This window comes from Chryseobacterium elymi, assembly GCF_003385495.1.
GTDB lineage: Bacteria > Bacteroidota > Bacteroidia > Flavobacteriales > Weeksellaceae > Chryseobacterium > Chryseobacterium elymi.
Window position 1 is genome coordinate 92,511 of the sequence record NZ_QNUH01000007.1, and the last position, 17,372, is coordinate 109,882.

Annotated in this window: 17 protein-coding genes; 13 read left to right on the forward strand and 4 right to left on the reverse strand. The window is 37.0% G+C overall.

From position 1 onward, the window contains the following. Window positions 1–61: 61 nt before the first annotated feature. Both DRF60_RS10065 and DRF60_RS10070 read right to left on the reverse strand, forming a co-directional pair. Entirely contained in the window at window positions 62–943 is an 882-nt protein-coding gene (locus DRF60_RS10065; protein ID WP_034703011.1) for an SDR family oxidoreductase, read from the reverse strand. Window positions 944–1,116: 173 nt separating this feature from the next. Further along, window positions 1,117–1,488, reverse strand: a complete 372-nt coding sequence (locus DRF60_RS10070; protein ID WP_116011965.1) for a DUF1573 domain-containing protein — start codon at window positions 1,486–1,488, stop codon at window positions 1,117–1,119. Here DRF60_RS10070 and DRF60_RS10075 point away from each other — a divergent pair. From DRF60_RS10075 to DRF60_RS10095, 5 genes are all read left to right on the forward strand, one after another. Then, on the forward strand, window positions 1,482–2,327 hold the full coding sequence (locus DRF60_RS10075; RefSeq protein WP_238640169.1) for a sensor histidine kinase: 846 nt from the start codon (window positions 1,482–1,484) through the stop codon (window positions 2,325–2,327). The genes DRF60_RS10070 and DRF60_RS10075 overlap by 7 nt on opposite strands. 11 nt (window positions 2,328–2,338) lie before the next feature. After that, complete coding sequence (locus tag DRF60_RS10080) at window positions 2,339–3,019, forward strand: response regulator transcription factor (RefSeq protein ID WP_116011966.1); 681 nt, start codon at window positions 2,339–2,341, stop codon at window positions 3,017–3,019. 176 nt (window positions 3,020–3,195) lie between these two features. After that, entirely contained in the window at window positions 3,196–5,493 is a 2,298-nt protein-coding gene (locus DRF60_RS10085) for a GH92 family glycosyl hydrolase (protein WP_116011967.1), read from the forward strand. 133 nt (window positions 5,494–5,626) lie between these two features. Beyond that, on the forward strand, window positions 5,627–6,628 hold the full coding sequence (locus DRF60_RS10090) for an aldo/keto reductase (protein ID WP_116011968.1): 1,002 nt from the start codon (window positions 5,627–5,629) through the stop codon (window positions 6,626–6,628). 16 nt (window positions 6,629–6,644) lie between these two features. Continuing rightward, complete coding sequence (locus DRF60_RS10095) at window positions 6,645–7,541, forward strand: helix-turn-helix domain-containing protein (RefSeq protein ID WP_116011969.1); 897 nt, start codon at window positions 6,645–6,647, stop codon at window positions 7,539–7,541. A 219-nt stretch (window positions 7,542–7,760) separates the two neighbouring features. Here the strand turns inward: DRF60_RS10095 and DRF60_RS10100 are convergent, their stop codons facing one another. After that, on the reverse strand, window positions 7,761–9,098 hold the full coding sequence (locus DRF60_RS10100; protein WP_116011970.1) for a dihydroorotase: 1,338 nt from the start codon (window positions 9,096–9,098) through the stop codon (window positions 7,761–7,763). A 211-nt stretch (window positions 9,099–9,309) separates the two neighbouring features. Here DRF60_RS10100 and DRF60_RS10105 point away from each other — a divergent pair, with 211 nt between their 5' ends. The 8 genes from DRF60_RS10105 (at window position 9,310) to ribA (ending at window position 16,379) form a co-directional block, all read left to right on the forward strand. Then, window positions 9,310–10,764, forward strand: a complete 1,455-nt coding sequence (locus DRF60_RS10105; protein WP_116011971.1) for a lipopolysaccharide biosynthesis protein — start codon at window positions 9,310–9,312, stop codon at window positions 10,762–10,764. A 144-nt stretch (window positions 10,765–10,908) separates the two neighbouring features. Further along, window positions 10,909–11,925, forward strand: coding sequence for a sugar phosphate nucleotidyltransferase (locus tag DRF60_RS10110; RefSeq protein WP_116011972.1), 1,017 nt, complete (start codon window positions 10,909–10,911; stop codon window positions 11,923–11,925). Window positions 11,926–12,034: 109 nt separating this feature from the next. Then, window positions 12,035–12,877: a DUF4292 domain-containing protein gene (locus tag DRF60_RS10115; protein WP_116011973.1), complete on the forward strand. Its 843-nt coding sequence runs from the start codon at window positions 12,035–12,037 to the stop codon at window positions 12,875–12,877. Then, complete coding sequence (locus tag DRF60_RS10120) at window positions 12,874–14,436, forward strand: peptidoglycan DD-metalloendopeptidase family protein (RefSeq protein ID WP_116011974.1); 1,563 nt, start codon at window positions 12,874–12,876, stop codon at window positions 14,434–14,436. Before DRF60_RS10115 ends, DRF60_RS10120 begins: the two co-directional genes overlap by 4 nt. A gap of 31 nt (window positions 14,437–14,467) precedes the next feature. Beyond that, window positions 14,468–14,680, forward strand: a complete 213-nt coding sequence (locus DRF60_RS10125) for a twin-arginine translocase TatA/TatE family subunit (RefSeq protein WP_111957255.1) — start codon at window positions 14,468–14,470, stop codon at window positions 14,678–14,680. Between the two features lie 15 nt (window positions 14,681–14,695). Continuing rightward, the gene (locus DRF60_RS10130; RefSeq protein WP_111957254.1) at window positions 14,696–15,310 is read left to right on the forward strand and encodes a DUF4254 domain-containing protein; all 615 of its coding nucleotides are present in this window, start codon (window positions 14,696–14,698) and stop codon (window positions 15,308–15,310) included. Then, window positions 15,307–15,765, forward strand: a complete 459-nt coding sequence (locus tag DRF60_RS10135; RefSeq protein WP_116011975.1) for a hypothetical protein — start codon at window positions 15,307–15,309, stop codon at window positions 15,763–15,765. Before DRF60_RS10130 ends, DRF60_RS10135 begins: the two co-directional genes overlap by 4 nt. A gap of 17 nt (window positions 15,766–15,782) precedes the next feature. After that, a complete protein-coding gene (gene ribA / locus DRF60_RS10140; RefSeq protein WP_116011976.1) occupies window positions 15,783–16,379 on the forward strand; it encodes a GTP cyclohydrolase II in 597 nt (198 codons plus the stop codon). Window positions 16,380–16,714: 335 nt separating this feature from the next. Here the strand turns inward: ribA and DRF60_RS10145 are convergent, their stop codons facing one another. Continuing rightward, window positions 16,715–17,257, reverse strand: a complete 543-nt coding sequence (locus DRF60_RS10145) for a hypothetical protein (protein WP_116011977.1) — start codon at window positions 17,255–17,257, stop codon at window positions 16,715–16,717. Window positions 17,258–17,372 lie beyond the last annotated feature (115 nt).

Sequence of the window (17,372 nt, forward strand, 5' to 3'; positions counted from 1 at the left end):
GATAAGTAATAAAAAAACCCGGAATCGTTACAAGTCCGGGCATCTTTATAAAATTTTTTAATTAATTTGTCTTTTTAGCTTTAATCATCGCTTCCAGTGCATCCCACATTTCTTTTGGAATATCTTCAAGCATATTGAATTCCCCAGCTCCCTGAAGCCATTCGCCACCGTCTATAGTCACTACTTCCCCGTTCATATAAGCAGAGTAATCTGAAACCAGGTAAGCGGCAAGGTTAGCCAACTCCTGATGCTCTCCTACTCTTCTCAAAGGAACTTTTTTCCTCATATCGAATTTTTCCTGAAGATCTCCCGGAAGCAGTCTGTCCCAAGCCCCTTTAGTAGGGAAAGGTCCTGGCGCAATTGCATTGAAGCGGATCCCATATTTTGCCCACTCTACCGCTAAAGATCTGGTCATTGCCAGAACTCCTGCTTTGGCACACGCTGAAGGAACTACATAAGCAGATCCGGTCCATGCATAGGTTGTTACAATATTTAAAACAGTCCCCGGACTTTTGGAATCGATCCAATGTTTTCCGATAGAAAGAGTACAGTTCTTCGTTCCTTTTAAAACAATATCCAAAATAGAATCAAAAGCTGAATGTGTCAGTCTTTCCGTTGGAGAAATGAAGTTTCCGGCTGCATTGTTCAACAGAATATCAATTCTTCCGAATTCTTTCAGGGCAGCTTCTTTCATAGCTTCCACTTCATCCCAGTTTCTCACGTCACAGGCAACACACAGGACTTTTCCGCCAGTCTCCTCTTCCAGTTCTTTTGCCGTTCCCTGTAATTTCTCCAGATTTCGGGAAGTGATCACCACTTTTGCTCCCAGCTCCAGAAAATATTTGGTCATTGCTTTTCCAAGGCCGCTCCCGCCTCCTGTAACAATTGCTACTTTATCCTGTAATGCACCTTCGCGCAACATTGGCTGTGTATATAAATTCATATGATCTTATTTTTTCCTAAAAATACTAAATATTGAATGGATGCCATTTAAAATCATGAGATAAATAATAATGTTATAAATAGTTATTCTCCTACTGTGTTTAAAATCAAAAAAAACAACCCTGTAACAGATACAAGGTTATTTTTTATAAGGGTCTGTTCGTAAAACTTTTATTATGAAACTACTCCTTTGAACGAAAGTGTTTTCGGGGTTTTGCTATCGCTTGTGGTAACACTCACTGTTTTCATGAATGCCCCTTTGCTCGCTGCATTATAACTTGCTTCTACAAATCCTTTTTTCCCAGGAAGAATTGGTGTTTTAGTATAATCTGCTGTTGTGCATCCGCATGAAGGAGCTACATTTTCAATAACGATCGGCTTTGAAGAGGTATTGGTGAATTCAAATCTGATCAGCTTAGGTTTTCCCTGAGGAATAGTTCCTACGTCTATAGATTCTGATTTCCATTTAACAGCATCAGCAATCATTTTTACTACTGAATTGTTTTCAACAGGAAATACACTGGCATAAAACGGAGAAAATGCCAAAACTGCTAAAAAACCAAGAAGCCCCTAGTGATAAGGTTATTAATTTTCCAAAACATAAAAATCTGATCTATTATTTTTCCATACGTTTTCCCGATAAAACGACCTACCTGATAAGTTCATTACGGTTTTTATACACGATTATCCAGCAAAAAAAATTCTCAGAACTGCAGAAGGATTTTATCAATAATATGACCCACGAGTTCAAAACCCCTTTATCTTCAATACTTTTAGCATCAGAAGCTCTTAATAAACAAAATGTAATTCAGGAGAATTCCAAACTGGAAGCCTATACCTCCATCATTATCAATCAAAGCTACAAGCTCAATAACCACATTGAAAAAATATTGAATATTGCGAAAAATGACGCTTCAGGGTTGTCATTAAAGCCTCAGAAAATTATATTACTCCCATTTATTCAGGAAATTGCAGATACCTTACGTCAAAAGAATGAAAGCCTTACGCTCCATATAGATATTGAAGACGATCTCTCAATTATTGCTGACGAATTTCACTTTACCAATATCATTTACAATATTTTGGATAACTCTGTTAAATATTGTGATACAAAGCCTGATATTACTATTTCATCGAATAAAGATTCAAAAGGTTTATATTTAAAGTTTAAAGATAACGGAATGGGAATTCCTGCTAAAAATATCCCTCATATTTATGACAAGTTTTACAGGGTCAGTACAAAGAAAAGTGATGAAGTCAATGGTTTTGGGCTAGGCCTATTTTATGTAAAAAAAATTGTCCAGCAGCATCAATGGAAAATTTCGGTTGAAAATAATCCGGATAAGGGAATTACCGTCACTCTGTTTTTTCCGTTTAAAATTTAATAATGTAAGCAATGGAAAAATCTAAAATTCTATATGCAGAAGACGATACAACTATAGCTTTCCTCATACAGGATAGCCTGGAAAGCTATTATGATATAAATCATTACCCGGATGGGCAATCTGCTCTTGAAGCTTTCAACAGCCAAAGTTTTGACATTTGCCTGTTGGATATTATGATGCCCGAGCTCAACGGATTTGAGCTGGCACAGCACATTCGTACTAACAACTCTGAAATTCCTATTATTTTTATTTCTGCAAAAGCCCTGAAAGAGGATAGAATCAAAGGGCTCAAGATAGGCGCTGATGATTATCTGGTAAAACCGTTCAGTATAGAAGAATTAATTTTAAAGATTGAAGTTTTCCTGAAACGCAGCAGAAAAGCTGATATTTCTCCGCTAAAACACAAGGTGGGAAAATATTATTTTGACCCTAAGAACTACACTCTGCAGGATACAGGAAATACCATTACCCTTACCCAAAGAGAATCTGATCTGCTCTTATATTTTATCCTTCACAAAAATACAGTTGTCAAAAGACAGGACATACTGAAAGCAATCTGGGGAGATGATGACTATTTTATGGGTCGAAGTCTGGATGTATTTATTTCCAGATTACGAAAGGTATTTGCTGACGAACACAATATAATCATTGAAAATCTACACGGAATTGGGTTCCGCCTTTCTGAAAAATAAATTAAATATCATTTGTCTTACCTATGTAAACCAAGTGCCTTTATTTATCTTTAATTAACAGATTGCTTTCCAAAAATATTGGTCTATCCTTGTGATAATTAAACGCAAAGCATACAAAGATTTGTAAATTATTCTTTGATTTTGATTACTTTTATCATTCGAAAATTTACTTATTCATGAAAAATTCGGGAACTTCTGTTTTTCTACTATTTTTATTATTTAGTTTAAATTTTAAAGCTCAACAATTCGAAAAACTCTATCAATATGTAAATCCGTTAATAGGAACTGAAAAAATGGGCCATACCTATCCTGGTGCTACCGTTCCCTTCGGAGCTATACAGCTGAGCCCGGAAACTGATACCATTTCGTATGAACTCAATGGAAAATACAACGGTGAAGTGTATAAATACTGTGCGGGATATCGCTATGAAGACAAAACCATTGTAGGTTTCAGCTCAACCCATTTCAGCGGAACCGGACATTCTGACCTCGGAGATTTTCTGATTATGCCAACGGTAGGGAAACTACAACTGAATCCGGGAACAGCCTCACATCCTGAAAACGGCTACCGAAGTAGATTCTCCCATCAAAACGAAAAGGCTGAAGCCGGATATTATAAAGTAAAGCTCGACGACCATAATATTCTTGCAGAACTGACAGCTTCAACAAGAACCGGAGTGCACCGATATACTTTCCCAAAATCTGATCAGGCGCATATTATTTTAGACCTGACTGCAGGAATCTATAATTATGAAGGTAAAAATGTATGGACTTACGTACGTGTAGAAAATAACGGTACGGTGACGGGCTACCGCCAAACCAATGGCTGGGCAAGAACCAGAACCGTTTATTTTGCGATGAAATTTTCAAAACCTTTTAAATCATACGGTCAGAAAAACTTTGACGGACCACAGGTGTACAAAGGCTTCTGGAGAAAATTCGATCAGAATAAAAACTTTCCTGAGATTGCCGGCAAAAACCTGAAAATGTATTTTGATTTCGATACTCAAGAGAACGAAGCTGTCGAAGTAAAGCTGGCCATTTCTCCCGTAAGCCAGACCAATGCATTAGAAAACCTTGAAAAAGAAACCGGAAACCTGTCATTTGATCAGGTAAAGGCGAAAGCCCAGGAAAACTGGAATAAAGAACTCAATAAAATCGTTATCAAAGGTTCTGAAACAGAAAAAATGAACTTTTATACGGCAATGTATCACACTTTTATCAGCCCTACCACTTATATGGATATCAATGGGGAATATAAAGGTTTAGATCAAAATATCCACAAGGCAGAAGGTTTTACCAACTATACCACTTTCTCCATCTGGGATACGTACCGCGCCCTTCATCCCTTCTTTAATGTCATTCAGCCAAAACGGAATAATGATATGGTGAAATCCATGATGGCCCATTACGATCAGTTCTCCATGAAAATGCTTCCGATATGGTCCCATTATGCCAACGACAACTGGTGTATGAGTGGCTATCACAGTGTAAGTGTAGCAGCCGATGCGGTGATCAAAGGAAATTATAACGACGATCCCAAAGAAGTATTGAAAGCATGCATTGCAACAGCTAATAAAAGAGATTATGAAGGCATTGGATATTATATAGATATGGGGTATATTCCTGCTGAAAAAAACGGAACTTCAGTTTCCAATACCCTGGAATATGCTTATGATGACTGGGCGATTGCCCAACTCGCAAAACATGTAGGCGAAACAGAAATTTATAATCAATTCATCAAACGTTCTGAAAACTGGAAAAATAATTTCGACCCTAAAGCAGGTTTCATGCGTCCCCGGCTAGCGGACGGCAGCTTCAAAAAAGATTTTAATGCGTTGAGTACTCATGGACAGGGCTTCATTGAAGGAAATTCCTGGAACTACAGCTTTTTTGTTCCTCAAAATCCGGATGAATTAATGAAAATGATGGGCGGAAAGAAAAATTTCGCTTCAAAATTAGATGAACTGTTCACAATGCATCTTCCCGACGAGTTTTTCGCAGACACAGAAGATATTACAAGAGAAGGAATTATCGGCGGTTATGTTCACGGAAACGAACCGGCTCATCACGTTGCCTATTTTTACAACTGGGCAGGACAGCCCTGGAAAACCCAGGCGCAGATCCGCCGTATTCTGGAAATGCAGTATAAAGCTACACCAGATGGGCTCGGTGGAAACGATGATGCGGGACAAATGAGTGCTTGGTATATTTTAAGCTCGCTCGGATTTTATCCTGTAGCACCCGGTTCTGAAGATTATGCTATTGGAAGTCCGGCTGTGGACCATGCAGTTCTGAATTTGGAAAACGGAAAAACATTTGAAATTGAAGCCGTTAATCAGAGTTCGAAAAACGTGTATGTTGAAAAAATTCTGCTCAATGGCAAAGAAATAAAAAACTTCACACTGAAACATTCTGAAATTATGAATGGTGGAAAGTTGAGTTTTTATATGAGTGCTAAGGCTAGAAAATAATCCTTGCAAAGTTTTGAACCTTTAGAAGGATTAATAAAAGTGTAATCCGTAATTTGCATACGATAATCATCATTTTGCATACATCGGCCTGCTAATTTCTGCTGAATTTTGTCCTGTTAAAAATCAACAGAATATGAACAAAATAAAATTAGGAAATCAAGGATTACACGTTCCGAATATCGGTTTGGGATGTATGGGCATGACAGGTTTTGAAGATGCCAATATGTATGGTAAGGCCGATGAAAAGGAAGCAATTGCAACCATTCACCGTTCTTTGGAATTGGGTGGGAATTTTCTGGACACGGCTGATTTGTATGGCCCGTTTAAAAATGAACAGCTTATTGCAAAAGCCATTGGAACAGATCGTAACAAATATATCATTGCCACAAAATTTGGCTGGGAAATCGATGATAATGATAAGGTGACCTGGGCGATCAACGGAAGCAAAAATTATGTAAAAAAAGCAGTCGAGCGATCACTTAAAAATCTTAAAACAGATTATATAGATCTTTATTACATGCACCGTTTGGATAAAAATACTCCGATCGAGGAAACAGTGGGGGCAATGAGTGATCTTGTGAAAGAAGGAAAAGTTGGCTATATCGGTTTGTCGGAAGTATCTTCAGAAACGGTAAAAAAAGCGCATGCAGTTCATCCGATTACTGCTGTACAGAGTGAATTTTCTTTATTTGAAAGAACAGTAGAAGAAAAAGGTGTGATCAAAACTTTAAATGAATTGGCCATCGGTTTTGTGGCATATTCGCCTTTGGGACGAGGTTTTTTATCCGGACAGATCCGTTCTATTGATGATTTACCTGAAAATGATTTCCGTAGAGGAATTCCCCGTTTTCAGGAGCAACATTTTCATAAAAATCTTGAATTGGTGGAAGCCATTGAAAACCTTGCGAAAGAAAAGAATATTACATCAACACAATTGGCATTGGCATGGATCATCAGCAAAGGGATTGTACCGATTCCGGGAACTAAGCGCAGAAAATATCTTGAGCAAAATATTGAAGCCGGTACAATTGTTTTAAGTGAAGCCGAACTTCAAAGAATAGAAAACATCGTACCTTTAGGAACAGATACGGGTGCTCCTTATGACGAATTCAGTATGGGACTTTTAGATTATTAAACTATCATTTACACTGATGAATACAATTTCTTCGATTTCAGCATTTCACCGGTTACTTTCGTTGCCCGAACCAAAGCACCCTTTAGTAAGTGTCATCAATTTATCCGAAAGTATTTTTTTGGAAGATGAAGTCTGGAAGGGTTTTGTTAACAGATTTTATTGTGTGGCTTTAAAAAGAGAAGTGAAAGGAAAAATAAGATACGGACAGCAGCATTATGATTATGACAAGGGAGTTTTAAGCTTTACAGCGCCCAATCAAGTCCAATATTTAGATTTGCAGAATATGGAATGCGGTTCTGGATACTTATTAATTTTCCATGAAGATTTTTTACTGAAACATCCTTTGGCAAATACAATTTCAGGTTTCGGCTTTTTCTCTTATGCTGTGAATGAAGCCTTACATTTATCTGAAGATGAAGAAAATAATTTGATCGAAATTTTACAGAAAATCGATGAAGAATGTCAGTATATCGACAGACATACACAGGAAATTATTTTATCTCAAATTGAGCTGCTTCTCAGCTATTCCAACCGTTTTTACGAGCGACAGTTTATCACCCGGAAAAACAATAATCATCAGTTATTGGTAAAATTTGAGCGTTTTCTGAATAATTATTTTGATGATGAACAATCAGCAGAAGAGGGACTTTTAACCGTACATCAGATTGCAGAATCAATGAATCTTTCTCCCAATTATCTGAGTGATTTTCTGAGAATTCATACCGGACAGAATACACAGCAGCATATTCATGAAAAGCTGATTAATAAAGCAAAAGAAAAGCTTTCAAACACCGATCTTTCTGTAAGTGAGATTGCTTATATTTTAGGTTTTGAACATTCTCAATCTTTTAGTACACTTTTTAAAAAGAAAACCAAAATGTCGCCTTTGGAATTCCGACAATCTTTTAATTAAATTTAATTTCAAGGAATAAACTCTCACAGATAGAACGAATTCAGCAGATGATTACATTAAGAGATCTACTTTATCTGCGAGAGAAAAAACATAAAAAGACTGCTGATTTGCAGTCTTTTTATGAATAAGTTTTGGCTAAAGCCACTTTGACTTTTCAAATTAAAAAAACGGGCTAAAGCCCGTTCCTATTTATAATTGTTGTGAAAATTTTATTTCAATTTATTCCTGAACTTCAAAAAGCAATCGCTCCCCGAACTTTTCTTCCGTGATCTTTCCATAATCATACACAAGATGTCCATTCACAAAAGTCTGGGTCACTTTAGAATGTAAACTCATTCCTTCCAGCGGGCTCCAACCACATTTGTAAAGAAGATTGTCTTTAGCAACAGTCCAGTCTGCATTTAAATCAATCAAAACAAGATCTGCTTTATACCCTTCTCTTACAAAACCTCTTTTCTCAATTCTGAAAAGTATCGCAGGATTGTGACACATCTTTTCAACGATTTTTTCCAAGGAAATTTTTCCGGAGTGATAATTTTCCAGCATTACGGGTAACGAATGCTGTACCAAAGGCGCACCGGAAGGGCATTTTGTATATGGATTCAGTTTTTCTTCGGCCGTGTGTGGTGCATGATCCGTAGCAATTACATCAATTCTGTCATCCAGAAGAGCTTCCCAAAGTGCATCCTTATCTTTCTGTGTTTTTACGGCAGGATTCCATTTGATCAGAGAGCCTTTAGTTTCGTAATCATCATTGGTAAACGTCAGATGATGGACACATACTTCAGCTGTAATTTTTTTATCTTTTAAAGGAATATCATTTCTGAACAGGTCCATCTCTTTTGCTGTTGAAAGATGGAATACGTGAAGTCTTGCTCCTGTTTTTTCCGCCAGTTCAATTGCTTTGGAAGAAGATTTATAACAGGCCTCCTCACTTCTGATCAGATGGTGGAACTTCACAGGAATATCCTCCCCGTATTCGTCAATATATTTCTGGGTATTGGCTTTGATTGTTGCTTCATCTTCACAGTGAACAGCAATCAGCATTTTTGTGCTGCCAAAGATATTCTCCAGTGTTTCAGGATTATCTACCAACATATTTCCGGTAGAAGACCCTAAGAATAATTTAATTCCCGGAACATTTCTGGGATTTGTTTTTAAAACTTCCTCCAGATTATCGTTTGTTCCGCCCATCATAAAACCATAGTTCGCGTATGCTTTTTGAGCCCCTACTTCATATTTATCGGCCAATAATTCTTGGGTAACGGCATTAGGAACTGTATTGGGCTGATCTATAAAACTTGTAACACCTCCTGCAATCGCGGCTCTGGACTCAGTTTCAATATCTCCTTTGTGCGTCAGTCCCGGATCCCTGAAATGCACCTGGTCGTCTATTACACCCGGCAGAAGATATTTTCCGGAACCATCAATAATTTGATCTGCTTGCTCAGAAATATTGGGGCTTATTGTAGAGATAAGGTCATTTTCTATTAAGATATCGCTTTCGAAGATCTTACCTTCGTTCACAATCTTTACATTCTTGATTAGGGTCTTCATTTTTACTTTAGAAATTAGATGTTAGAAATTAGAAGTTAGAAAAAGCTTCGAGTTAAAAATCATCAGTGATCCATAAAATGCTATCACTAACTTCTAACATCTAGTTTCTAACTTCTATTAAAAAAACAAAATTAAGGTTTATGAATGAATTTTAATGTCGCTGATTATAAATCAATTTCTAAATATTTACATTTGCATAAAATTTTCGAGTTTGTATAAGAAGTTATTCGGCCAAACCGCCATATATGGGCTTAGTTCAGTATTAGTCCGTATTTTCCCGTTCATCATTGCCCCTATCGTGACAAAGGCTTTCGGGCCTGCTGCTTCATCGCCTTTTGTAGACTGGTATTCCATCGCGGGAGTGATTACAGTACTCCTTACCCATGGTATGGAAACCTCTTTTTTCCGGTTTGCACAGGAAGAAAGTATTGACAAGAAAACCTTGATTTCAACATGCTCAGTAAGCATTATAAGCATTGCCCTGATTTATCTTGGCTTAGGATATGTCTTCCGGAACGAATTAGCAGTAGCTTTTGAAACTCCGGATCAAGTCAATTATCTAGTCATATTTTTATTCATACTCTCTTTAGATGCCTTTTCTACAATTCCTTCGGCCATATTAAGGTTACAGGGAAAAGCTTTCAAGTATATGTTTTCCAAAGTAGCAGGATCTGTGGTTTACTTTCTATTGGTTATATTTTTCATCCAATGGCTTCCAAAATATCCGGAAGGAATTCTCGGTTTAAAATATGATCCTCAATTGGGGGTAGGCTACGTATTTATCGCCAATCTGGTCCAGAGTATTATTACATTACTTATTGTAGGAAAAGAATTTTTCAGTTTCAGTATTTCTAAATTCGATTTTAAATTATGGAAAAGAATCATGAGCTATTCTTGGCCTGTGATGATCGCAGGGCTGGCAGGAATTGTTAACCAGACTCTTGACAGGCAGTTTTTGAAATATCTGCTTCCTCCTGACGAAGCACGTCACCAGATCGGAGTATATGGTGCTGTTTATAAAATAGCAACCTTTATCACAGTTTTCCGGCAGGCCTACCAGCTGGGTATTGAACCTTATTTCTTTTCAAGTTTTAAGAATAAAGATTCACATAAAACCTATGCTGTATTAATGGATGTTTTTGTGATATGCAGCTGTATTATTTATATGGGATTGATGGTGAATCTTCAGTGGATCTCAGAAAAATACCTGAACAACCCTCTTTATTATGAAGGTATTGAAATCATACCGTTTGTGATGCTGGGTGCTTTGTTCCTGGGGATTTACCTTAATCTTTCCATCTGGTATAAATTATCCGACCAAACAAGAGTCGGCTTATATATTTCAGTAATAGGTGCCTGTATTACCGTTTTCATTAATTTCTTTTTTATTCCGGAATATGGGTACTGGGCAAGTGCTATGGCTGCGCTGATCACTTTTATGTCAATGATGGTCATTTCATACGTCTGGGGACAGAAGCAATATCCTATTCATTATAATACAGGGAAAATTGCTCTTTATCTGATCTTTACTATCACATGCTCACTTGTATCCTTTTATTTTTTCAGAACTAATTATGTGGTAGGAAATTTACTTCTACTCCTTTTTATTGCTCTGGTAGCCTATAAAGAGAAGCCTATTTTATCTAAAATAATGAAGAGATCTTAGAATATGGCCTCTAATTTGATACTATTGAGTTCTTTAAAAAATTAAACATGGGTTTATAAAGATGATAAATATTATGATCAGCAATGATTTTAATTATTACCTTTAACCTAATCAAACTAACAAATAAACATTGTCATATTATTTATGAAAATAATTGTTCCTATGGCTGGACGTGGTTCCAGATTACGTCCACATACACTGACAGTTCCAAAACCTCTTATCCCGATTGCAGGGAAACCTATTGTACAGAGACTAGTAGAAGATATTGCTAAAGTAGCAGGTGAAAAAATTGAAGAAGTAGCATTTATTATTGGAGATTTCGGACCGGAGATTGAAAAATCTCTCCTTCAGATAGCCGAAAAACTGGGGGCAAAAGGCAGTATATACTACCAGAACGATCCGCTTGGAACAGCACATGCCATTAAATGTGCGGAAGACTCCATGCAGGGAGATGTGGTAATTGCTTTTGCAGATACCCTTTTCCGTGCAGATTTCCAGCTGGATAAAAATTCAGACGGGGTGATCTGGGTAAAAAGCGTTGAAGATCCATCAGCTTTCGGGGTAGTAAAATTAGACAACTACGGTTTTATTACCGACTTCGTTGAAAAACCTCAGACTTTTGTTTCAGATCTTGCCATCATCGGGATTTATTATTTCAACAGTGCTGAAAAACTGATGAACGAGATCAACTATATTATGGATAATAATATAAAAAACGGTGGCGAATACCAGTTGACAACAGCTTTGGAAAACCTTAGAGCAAAAGGAGCAAAATTCACTTTAGGAAAAGTGAATGACTGGATGGACTGCGGAAACAAAAATGCCACCGTAGAAACCAACAGTAAAATTCTTGAGTATGAAAGAGAAGCAATGCTTACTCATCCGGTATCAGCAGTTATTGAGAACTCATTGATTATTCAGCCTTGCTTTATCGGTGAAAACGTACAAATTTCCAACTCAAAGATTGGCCCTGGCGTTTCACTGGGAAACAATACGATCATCGTCAATTCTAACATTGAAAATTCCCTGATCCAGGAAAATACAAGAATCAACCACGGGAACCTTTCCAATTCAATGATTGGAAATTCTGCACAGTACTTTGGAGTTTCCAGAGAGATCTCTTTGGGTGACTACTCAGTTTTAGATTTTTTATCTAAATAAGATCAGAAATAATTAATATAAAATAAGATACACCCAAGCCACATAACATTTGTTGTGTGGTTTGGCGTTAATATTGCAGCGTATTTTTTTTAATAGAAAGACAAAATACATGAAAAACTGGATCCCGATACTTCTCCTGTTGCTTACCTTATCATCCTGTAAAACAAGAAATGCAGCTAAAAACAATGGCAGCAATCAGGATAGTACCGCCATAGCAGAAGACTATAGAAATCCTAAAGATGTCAATGAACCGGTGAAAGACAAACTTACCTTCTACGAGCATGTGCTTCTTCCACCGAAATTTGATCAGATCAAAATCAACAGTAAAGTAAATGTGGAAACCGGAAACTTTATCCCAACCCTTGACGCTGTCATTTATATTGAGAATGATAAAAAAGTATGGATGAATCTTCAGGCGTTTTTATTTACTGTAGCAAGAGGTATTGCTACCCCTGAAGGAATCAAAGGGCAGGACAAAACCAGCAAGACTTACATTGATTCAGATTTTGAATATTTAAATAACTTGTTGAATGTAAATTTCATCGATTACAAATCGCTGGAAAAAATACTTATGGGGAGAACCTTTGTGAAAATCAGTGATTCCCAGTTTACCCTCACCAAAAATATGCAGGGCTTTAAGATGGTTTCCAATACCAGTCAGAAAATTACCACTGACCAAAAAACCAGAGAGTACAAAATTGAGCTTCAGTATGATACCAATTATGATCTTCTGAATGTGAAATTAAAGGATGTTTTATCTCCTGATGAACTGGAAATCTCATATAGCAACTGGGATGAATACAATGAAATCCGCCTCCCAAAAAATGTTAAAATAATTATAAAAGGTTCAAAATCTAGCCAAATTTTACTGGAAAACACGAAATTTGACTTTTCGAGGATGGAAACAGCTTATTCTGTACCATCCAGTTATAAGAAAATTGAGATTAAATGATTAAAAAATTTAGCTTTTTAATAGGTATTCTACTGTTCGGCCTTCATTATGGACAGCAGAACAAGGAACAGCTTCAGAAACAGAATGCCGATCTTAAAAAACAAATTGTACAGATAAATACAGACCTGGCGAAAACCAGAACTGAATCCAAGCTTTCAGTAGCCTATCTTAATAATGTCAATAAAAAATTAACTTTAAGAGAAAAGGTATATACCAATACTCAGAAGGAAAAAAGGCTTATTGAAGATGAGATCTATCTGCGCCAACTGGAAATAAACCGTCAAAACAAAGAACTGGCAGTTCTCAGAAAAAATTATGCTGAAGTTCTTGTCAATGCATACAAAAACAAAGGGGTACAGAATAAAGTAACCTTCATTCTTTCGTCCAAAAATTTGGGGGAAGCCATCAGAAGAGTTCAGTACCTGAAACAGTACGCTGACTATCAGGATAAAAAAGCCACAGAGATAAGCAACGCTGCGGCCCAGATCAAAAAATCAATCGCACAGAAACAGAACTCTGCAAGAGAGAAAGAAAATCTTCTGGCCAACCAGCAGAAAGATCTGGCAACCATTAATGCAGAAAGAGCACAGAAAGAACAGTTGCTGGCAGATTTCAAGAAAAACGAAGCTAAGCTTACCGTAGAACTTAAGCAGAAGCAGGTACAGTCTAAAGCCTTAGAAGGACAGATCAGAGCCATCATTGCAGAAGAAATCAGAATAGCAAAAGCGGAAGAAGAAGCCAGAAAAAAAGCGGAAGCAGAAAAAATCCGTATGGCTAAATTGATTGCAGAAAGAGAAAAAGCCAGAATTGAAGCTGAAGCAAAAGCCAGAGCAGAAGCACTGGAAAGAGAAAGAAAACTGGCAGAAATTGAAGCCAAAAAAGCCGCAGATCTAGCCGCTAAAAGAGCTGAAGAAGAGAAAAAACGTAATGAAGAGGCTGCAAGAGCAGAAGCCAGTGCAAAAGATGAAGCCAGAAGAGTGGCCGCTAAGAAAGCATCTGATGAAGCTAACGCAAGAGCAAAAGAAGCCACAGATAAACTTGTTGCCGCAAGAGCTGCAGAAGCCGCACTGAACAAGAAAAAAGAAGAAGAGAAAAAGGCCGCTGAAACTAAAGCAATGACCAGCTATGGAGTGACTACAACTCCGGGAAGCAGTTTTGCAGACAGCAGAGGAAGACTTGGATATCCTGCAGACAGAGCGGGACAGGTTACCCACCGATTCGGAAGACAGCCACACCCGGTTTTCAAAAATATTGTTGAGGAAAATACAGGGATTAAAATATCAGTTCCATCCGGCACCCGTGCAAAATCTGTATATCCGGGATCAGTCTCTTCAGTATTGGCAAATAGTGACGGAACCAAAACTGTAATGGTAAAACACGGAAACTATTTTACAATCTACTCCAACTTGGGAAGCGTAAGTGTATCCAAAGGACAGCAGGTTTCTTCCGGCACTCCTGTAGGTACGGTAGCTCAGGATTTCGACGGTTCTTATACCCTTGACTTTCAGGTATGGAACGGAAATACGCCAGTTGATCCATTAGGTTGGATTTCATATTAAAAAAAGCGTAACTTTGCAAAAATCTTAAGAGATGAACACACTAACAATACTTGCCTTATCTTGGCAGCACATCCTTATCGTAGCTATACTTTTGGTATTGCTGTTTGGAGGAAAGAAAATTCCGGAATTAATGAGAGGAGTTGGTTCAGGAATCAAAGAATTTAAAGATGCGGTGAAGGAAGAAGACAAACCAGGTTCTGAAAACAAAACCTCTTCTACCAACAATAATACTCCCAGCAACTAAAATTCTTCAGCAATAATGAATTTTACTGAGACTGCATGGAAAGTCTTCAATCAATCTATTGAAGATTATCACGTGTCCGATGACGTTAACACTCTAATTAATAACCCTTTCGAAAAAGACAGTTTGGAACGGATTTTGTATGCAAAGAACTGGATTGATACCGTTCAATGGCATTTGGAAGATATTATTAGAGATGAAAATATTGATCCTGCTGAAGCTCTTCAACTGAAGAGAACAATAGATGCATCCAACCAGAAAAGAACAGATCTGGTAGAATTTATCGACAGCTGGTTCCTTACAAAGTTTGAAAATATAACTCCCAAACCTGATGCAAAAATCAATACAGAAACACCCGCTTGGGCTGTAGACAGATTATCAATTCTTGCATTAAAGGTTTATCATATGTCATTAGAGGCCAATAGGGAATCCGCTTCTGAAGAGCACCGTGCCAACTGCCAGGCTAAACTGGATGTACTGCTTACTCAGAAAGAAGACCTGTCAACTTCTATTAATCAGTTGCTTACTGATATTGAATGCGGTAATGTTAAGATGAAAGTATACAAACAAATGAAAATGTATAACGATGATAGTCTTAACCCGATCCTTTATCAAAAGGGGCAACAGAAATGAGAAAACTATTTTTTTTTGGAGTACTACTATTAATCATAACTTCCTGCGCAACGGAAAAGCTTAATCTTTCCCCGTTGTCAAATAATTTTTATAGCGAAACTAAGGGTTCTGATTCCGACAGAGGGGCAAAAAAAGGCTTTGATATCAATATCAAAGAAAATGTAAACGCTTCTGAAATTTCAAATCTGATTTCTACTTTTCCAAAGTTTAAGAATAACAGTTTGAATGATGAAATAACAAGCTTGAAATACAGCCTTCAGAATTATTTATATGCCATTGATGCCAACAATTCGCCGGGAAAGAGCAGAGCCATTAAAAGCTTTGAAAAATCATACAAGAAAATTCAGAAACTCAGACAGCAGCTTGACAAAGATGACGATGAAGTTCTTAACAGATATCTAGTCCGTCTAAAAACCAATATTTCTGTAATCGAAGATTCTTTAAAAGGAAATTAAAAAACGAACCATTATTAATGATTAAAATTCAGGCAGAAGCTAATGTTCCTACGGAGCACGGCTCTTTCCGAATGATCGCTTTCTCTGAAAACGAAAACGACTGGATGCCGCATATGGCCATCGTAGCAGAAAATACAGATTTTTCAAAACCGGTGAACGTACGTTTCCATTCCGAATGCATTACCGGAGAAGTTTTCCATTCAAAAAAATGTGAATGCGGGCAGCAACTGGATGCCGCAATGAAATATACCCATGACCACGGAGGGATTATTGTTTATCTCCGTCAGGAAGGAAGAAATATCGGGATCATCAATAAGCTGAAAGCCTATTCGCTTCAGGAAAAAGGTTTTGATACCGTACAGGCCAATTTAGAGCTTGGACTTCCCGCAGATGACAGAAACTTTGGAGTTGCTATCGAAATTCTTAACCTTTTAGAGGTAAAAGATATCAATCTTCTGACCAATAACCCTGAAAAGGTAAAATATGTGCTAAACAGCAATATTAACCTCAACTCCAGGGTTCCTTTACAGATTCCGGCCAATGAGACGAGTAAAGGCTATTTAAAGACAAAAAAAGACTTCTTTGGACATCTTCTGGATGACAATGATAACTAAATAAAAAGCTTCAGATAATTCTGGAGCTTTTTTCATAACTAGTCACAAATTCCTTTGGTTAAGAAAATTAATAATACGACTGATAGATGAAGAGTAATGCGAGATCCTTGTCAAGGTTTAAAACCTTGACAAGGATACTTTCCCGAACTCGAGGTAGTTTAAATAATACAACTATTCTATATTATGTTTTCTCTTCAACAATTTCATACTTCAGGCTTACTTCTTAACAACATTAAAAAAATCACTTTACCCTGAACTCGGGTTAAAATACAACAAAAGCTCCGGAATTTCTCCCGGAGCTTTTTAATAATTATAAAAAACTGAAAAGATATTTCTTATTTAGTGACTTTAGTCTGAATTTTAGACTCGTCAATATTGTAATATTTAATCACGCTGTTGTAATCTTCATAGTTAACTGCTGCTTTTGCACTTTTCCCTGTTTTTGCAGGAACCACTACTACTCTGAAGTTTTTACCTTGGTAATAACTAGGATTAGCTGTTAAGCTAAAAGCAGTTGTAGAGTTTATGTTAATCGTAATTCCAAATTTGCTGAAATCAAATAAGTAATCCACAGCATCGTTAGCTAAATTTCCTACATGATAAGTGTACGGAAGCAGCTTCCAAACCGGTGCGCCGCCATCAGTACCATTTTGCATATAAATAAGCACTACATCAGATTCTACTAGCGGACTGTTGAAATCATCACTAAATCTGTAAAGGTTATCATTTACTCTGGTAAAGCTAGGGCTAATATCATAAGCTGTTGAATAGGTATCGTAGTCCACTGGATTCTGTACAACAACATCATCATCATTGTCACAGCTATAAGCAGTAAAACCTACAGCACCCAGAAATAAAAAGAGAAGTATTTTTTTCATTTTTAGAAAAGTTTAGTTATTATTTATAAAGCGTATTCAAATCATATACCAAAAATTGCAAAAACTTTGTTTTCATCATTTTTTTAATTGTATTTTTGTTCTTATTCAAAAGATC

Excerpts from the sequence above, each read along its gene's own strand:
- DRF60_RS10065 (WP_034703011.1), bottom strand. The coding sequence starts at position 943 with ATGAATTTATATACACAGCCAATGTTGCGCGAAGGTGCATTACAGGAT.
- DRF60_RS10075 (WP_238640169.1), top strand. The coding sequence starts at position 1,482 with ATGCCAAAACTGCTAAAAAACCAAGAAGCCCCTAGTGATAAGGTTATT.
- DRF60_RS10080 (WP_116011966.1), top strand. The coding sequence starts at position 2,339 with ATGGAAAAATCTAAAATTCTATATGCAGAAGACGATACAACTATAGCT.
- DRF60_RS10085 (WP_116011967.1), top strand. The coding sequence starts at position 3,196 with ATGAAAAATTCGGGAACTTCTGTTTTTCTACTATTTTTATTATTTAGT.
- DRF60_RS10090 (WP_116011968.1), top strand. The coding sequence starts at position 5,627 with ATGAACAAAATAAAATTAGGAAATCAAGGATTACACGTTCCGAATATC.
- DRF60_RS10095 (WP_116011969.1), top strand. The coding sequence starts at position 6,645 with ATGAATACAATTTCTTCGATTTCAGCATTTCACCGGTTACTTTCGTTG.
- DRF60_RS10100 (WP_116011970.1), bottom strand. The coding sequence starts at position 9,098 with ATGAAGACCCTAATCAAGAATGTAAAGATTGTGAACGAAGGTAAGATC.
- DRF60_RS10110 (WP_116011972.1), top strand. The coding sequence starts at position 10,909 with ATGAAAATAATTGTTCCTATGGCTGGACGTGGTTCCAGATTACGTCCA.
- DRF60_RS10115 (WP_116011973.1), top strand. The coding sequence starts at position 12,035 with ATGAAAAACTGGATCCCGATACTTCTCCTGTTGCTTACCTTATCATCC.
- DRF60_RS10120 (WP_116011974.1), top strand. The coding sequence starts at position 12,874 with ATGATTAAAAAATTTAGCTTTTTAATAGGTATTCTACTGTTCGGCCTT.
- DRF60_RS10125 (WP_111957255.1), top strand. The coding sequence starts at position 14,468 with ATGAACACACTAACAATACTTGCCTTATCTTGGCAGCACATCCTTATC.
- DRF60_RS10130 (WP_111957254.1), top strand. The coding sequence starts at position 14,696 with ATGAATTTTACTGAGACTGCATGGAAAGTCTTCAATCAATCTATTGAA.
- DRF60_RS10135 (WP_116011975.1), top strand. The coding sequence starts at position 15,307 with ATGAGAAAACTATTTTTTTTTGGAGTACTACTATTAATCATAACTTCC.
- ribA (WP_116011976.1), top strand. The coding sequence starts at position 15,783 with ATGATTAAAATTCAGGCAGAAGCTAATGTTCCTACGGAGCACGGCTCT.
- DRF60_RS10145 (WP_116011977.1), bottom strand. The coding sequence starts at position 17,257 with ATGAAAAAAATACTTCTCTTTTTATTTCTGGGTGCTGTAGGTTTTACT.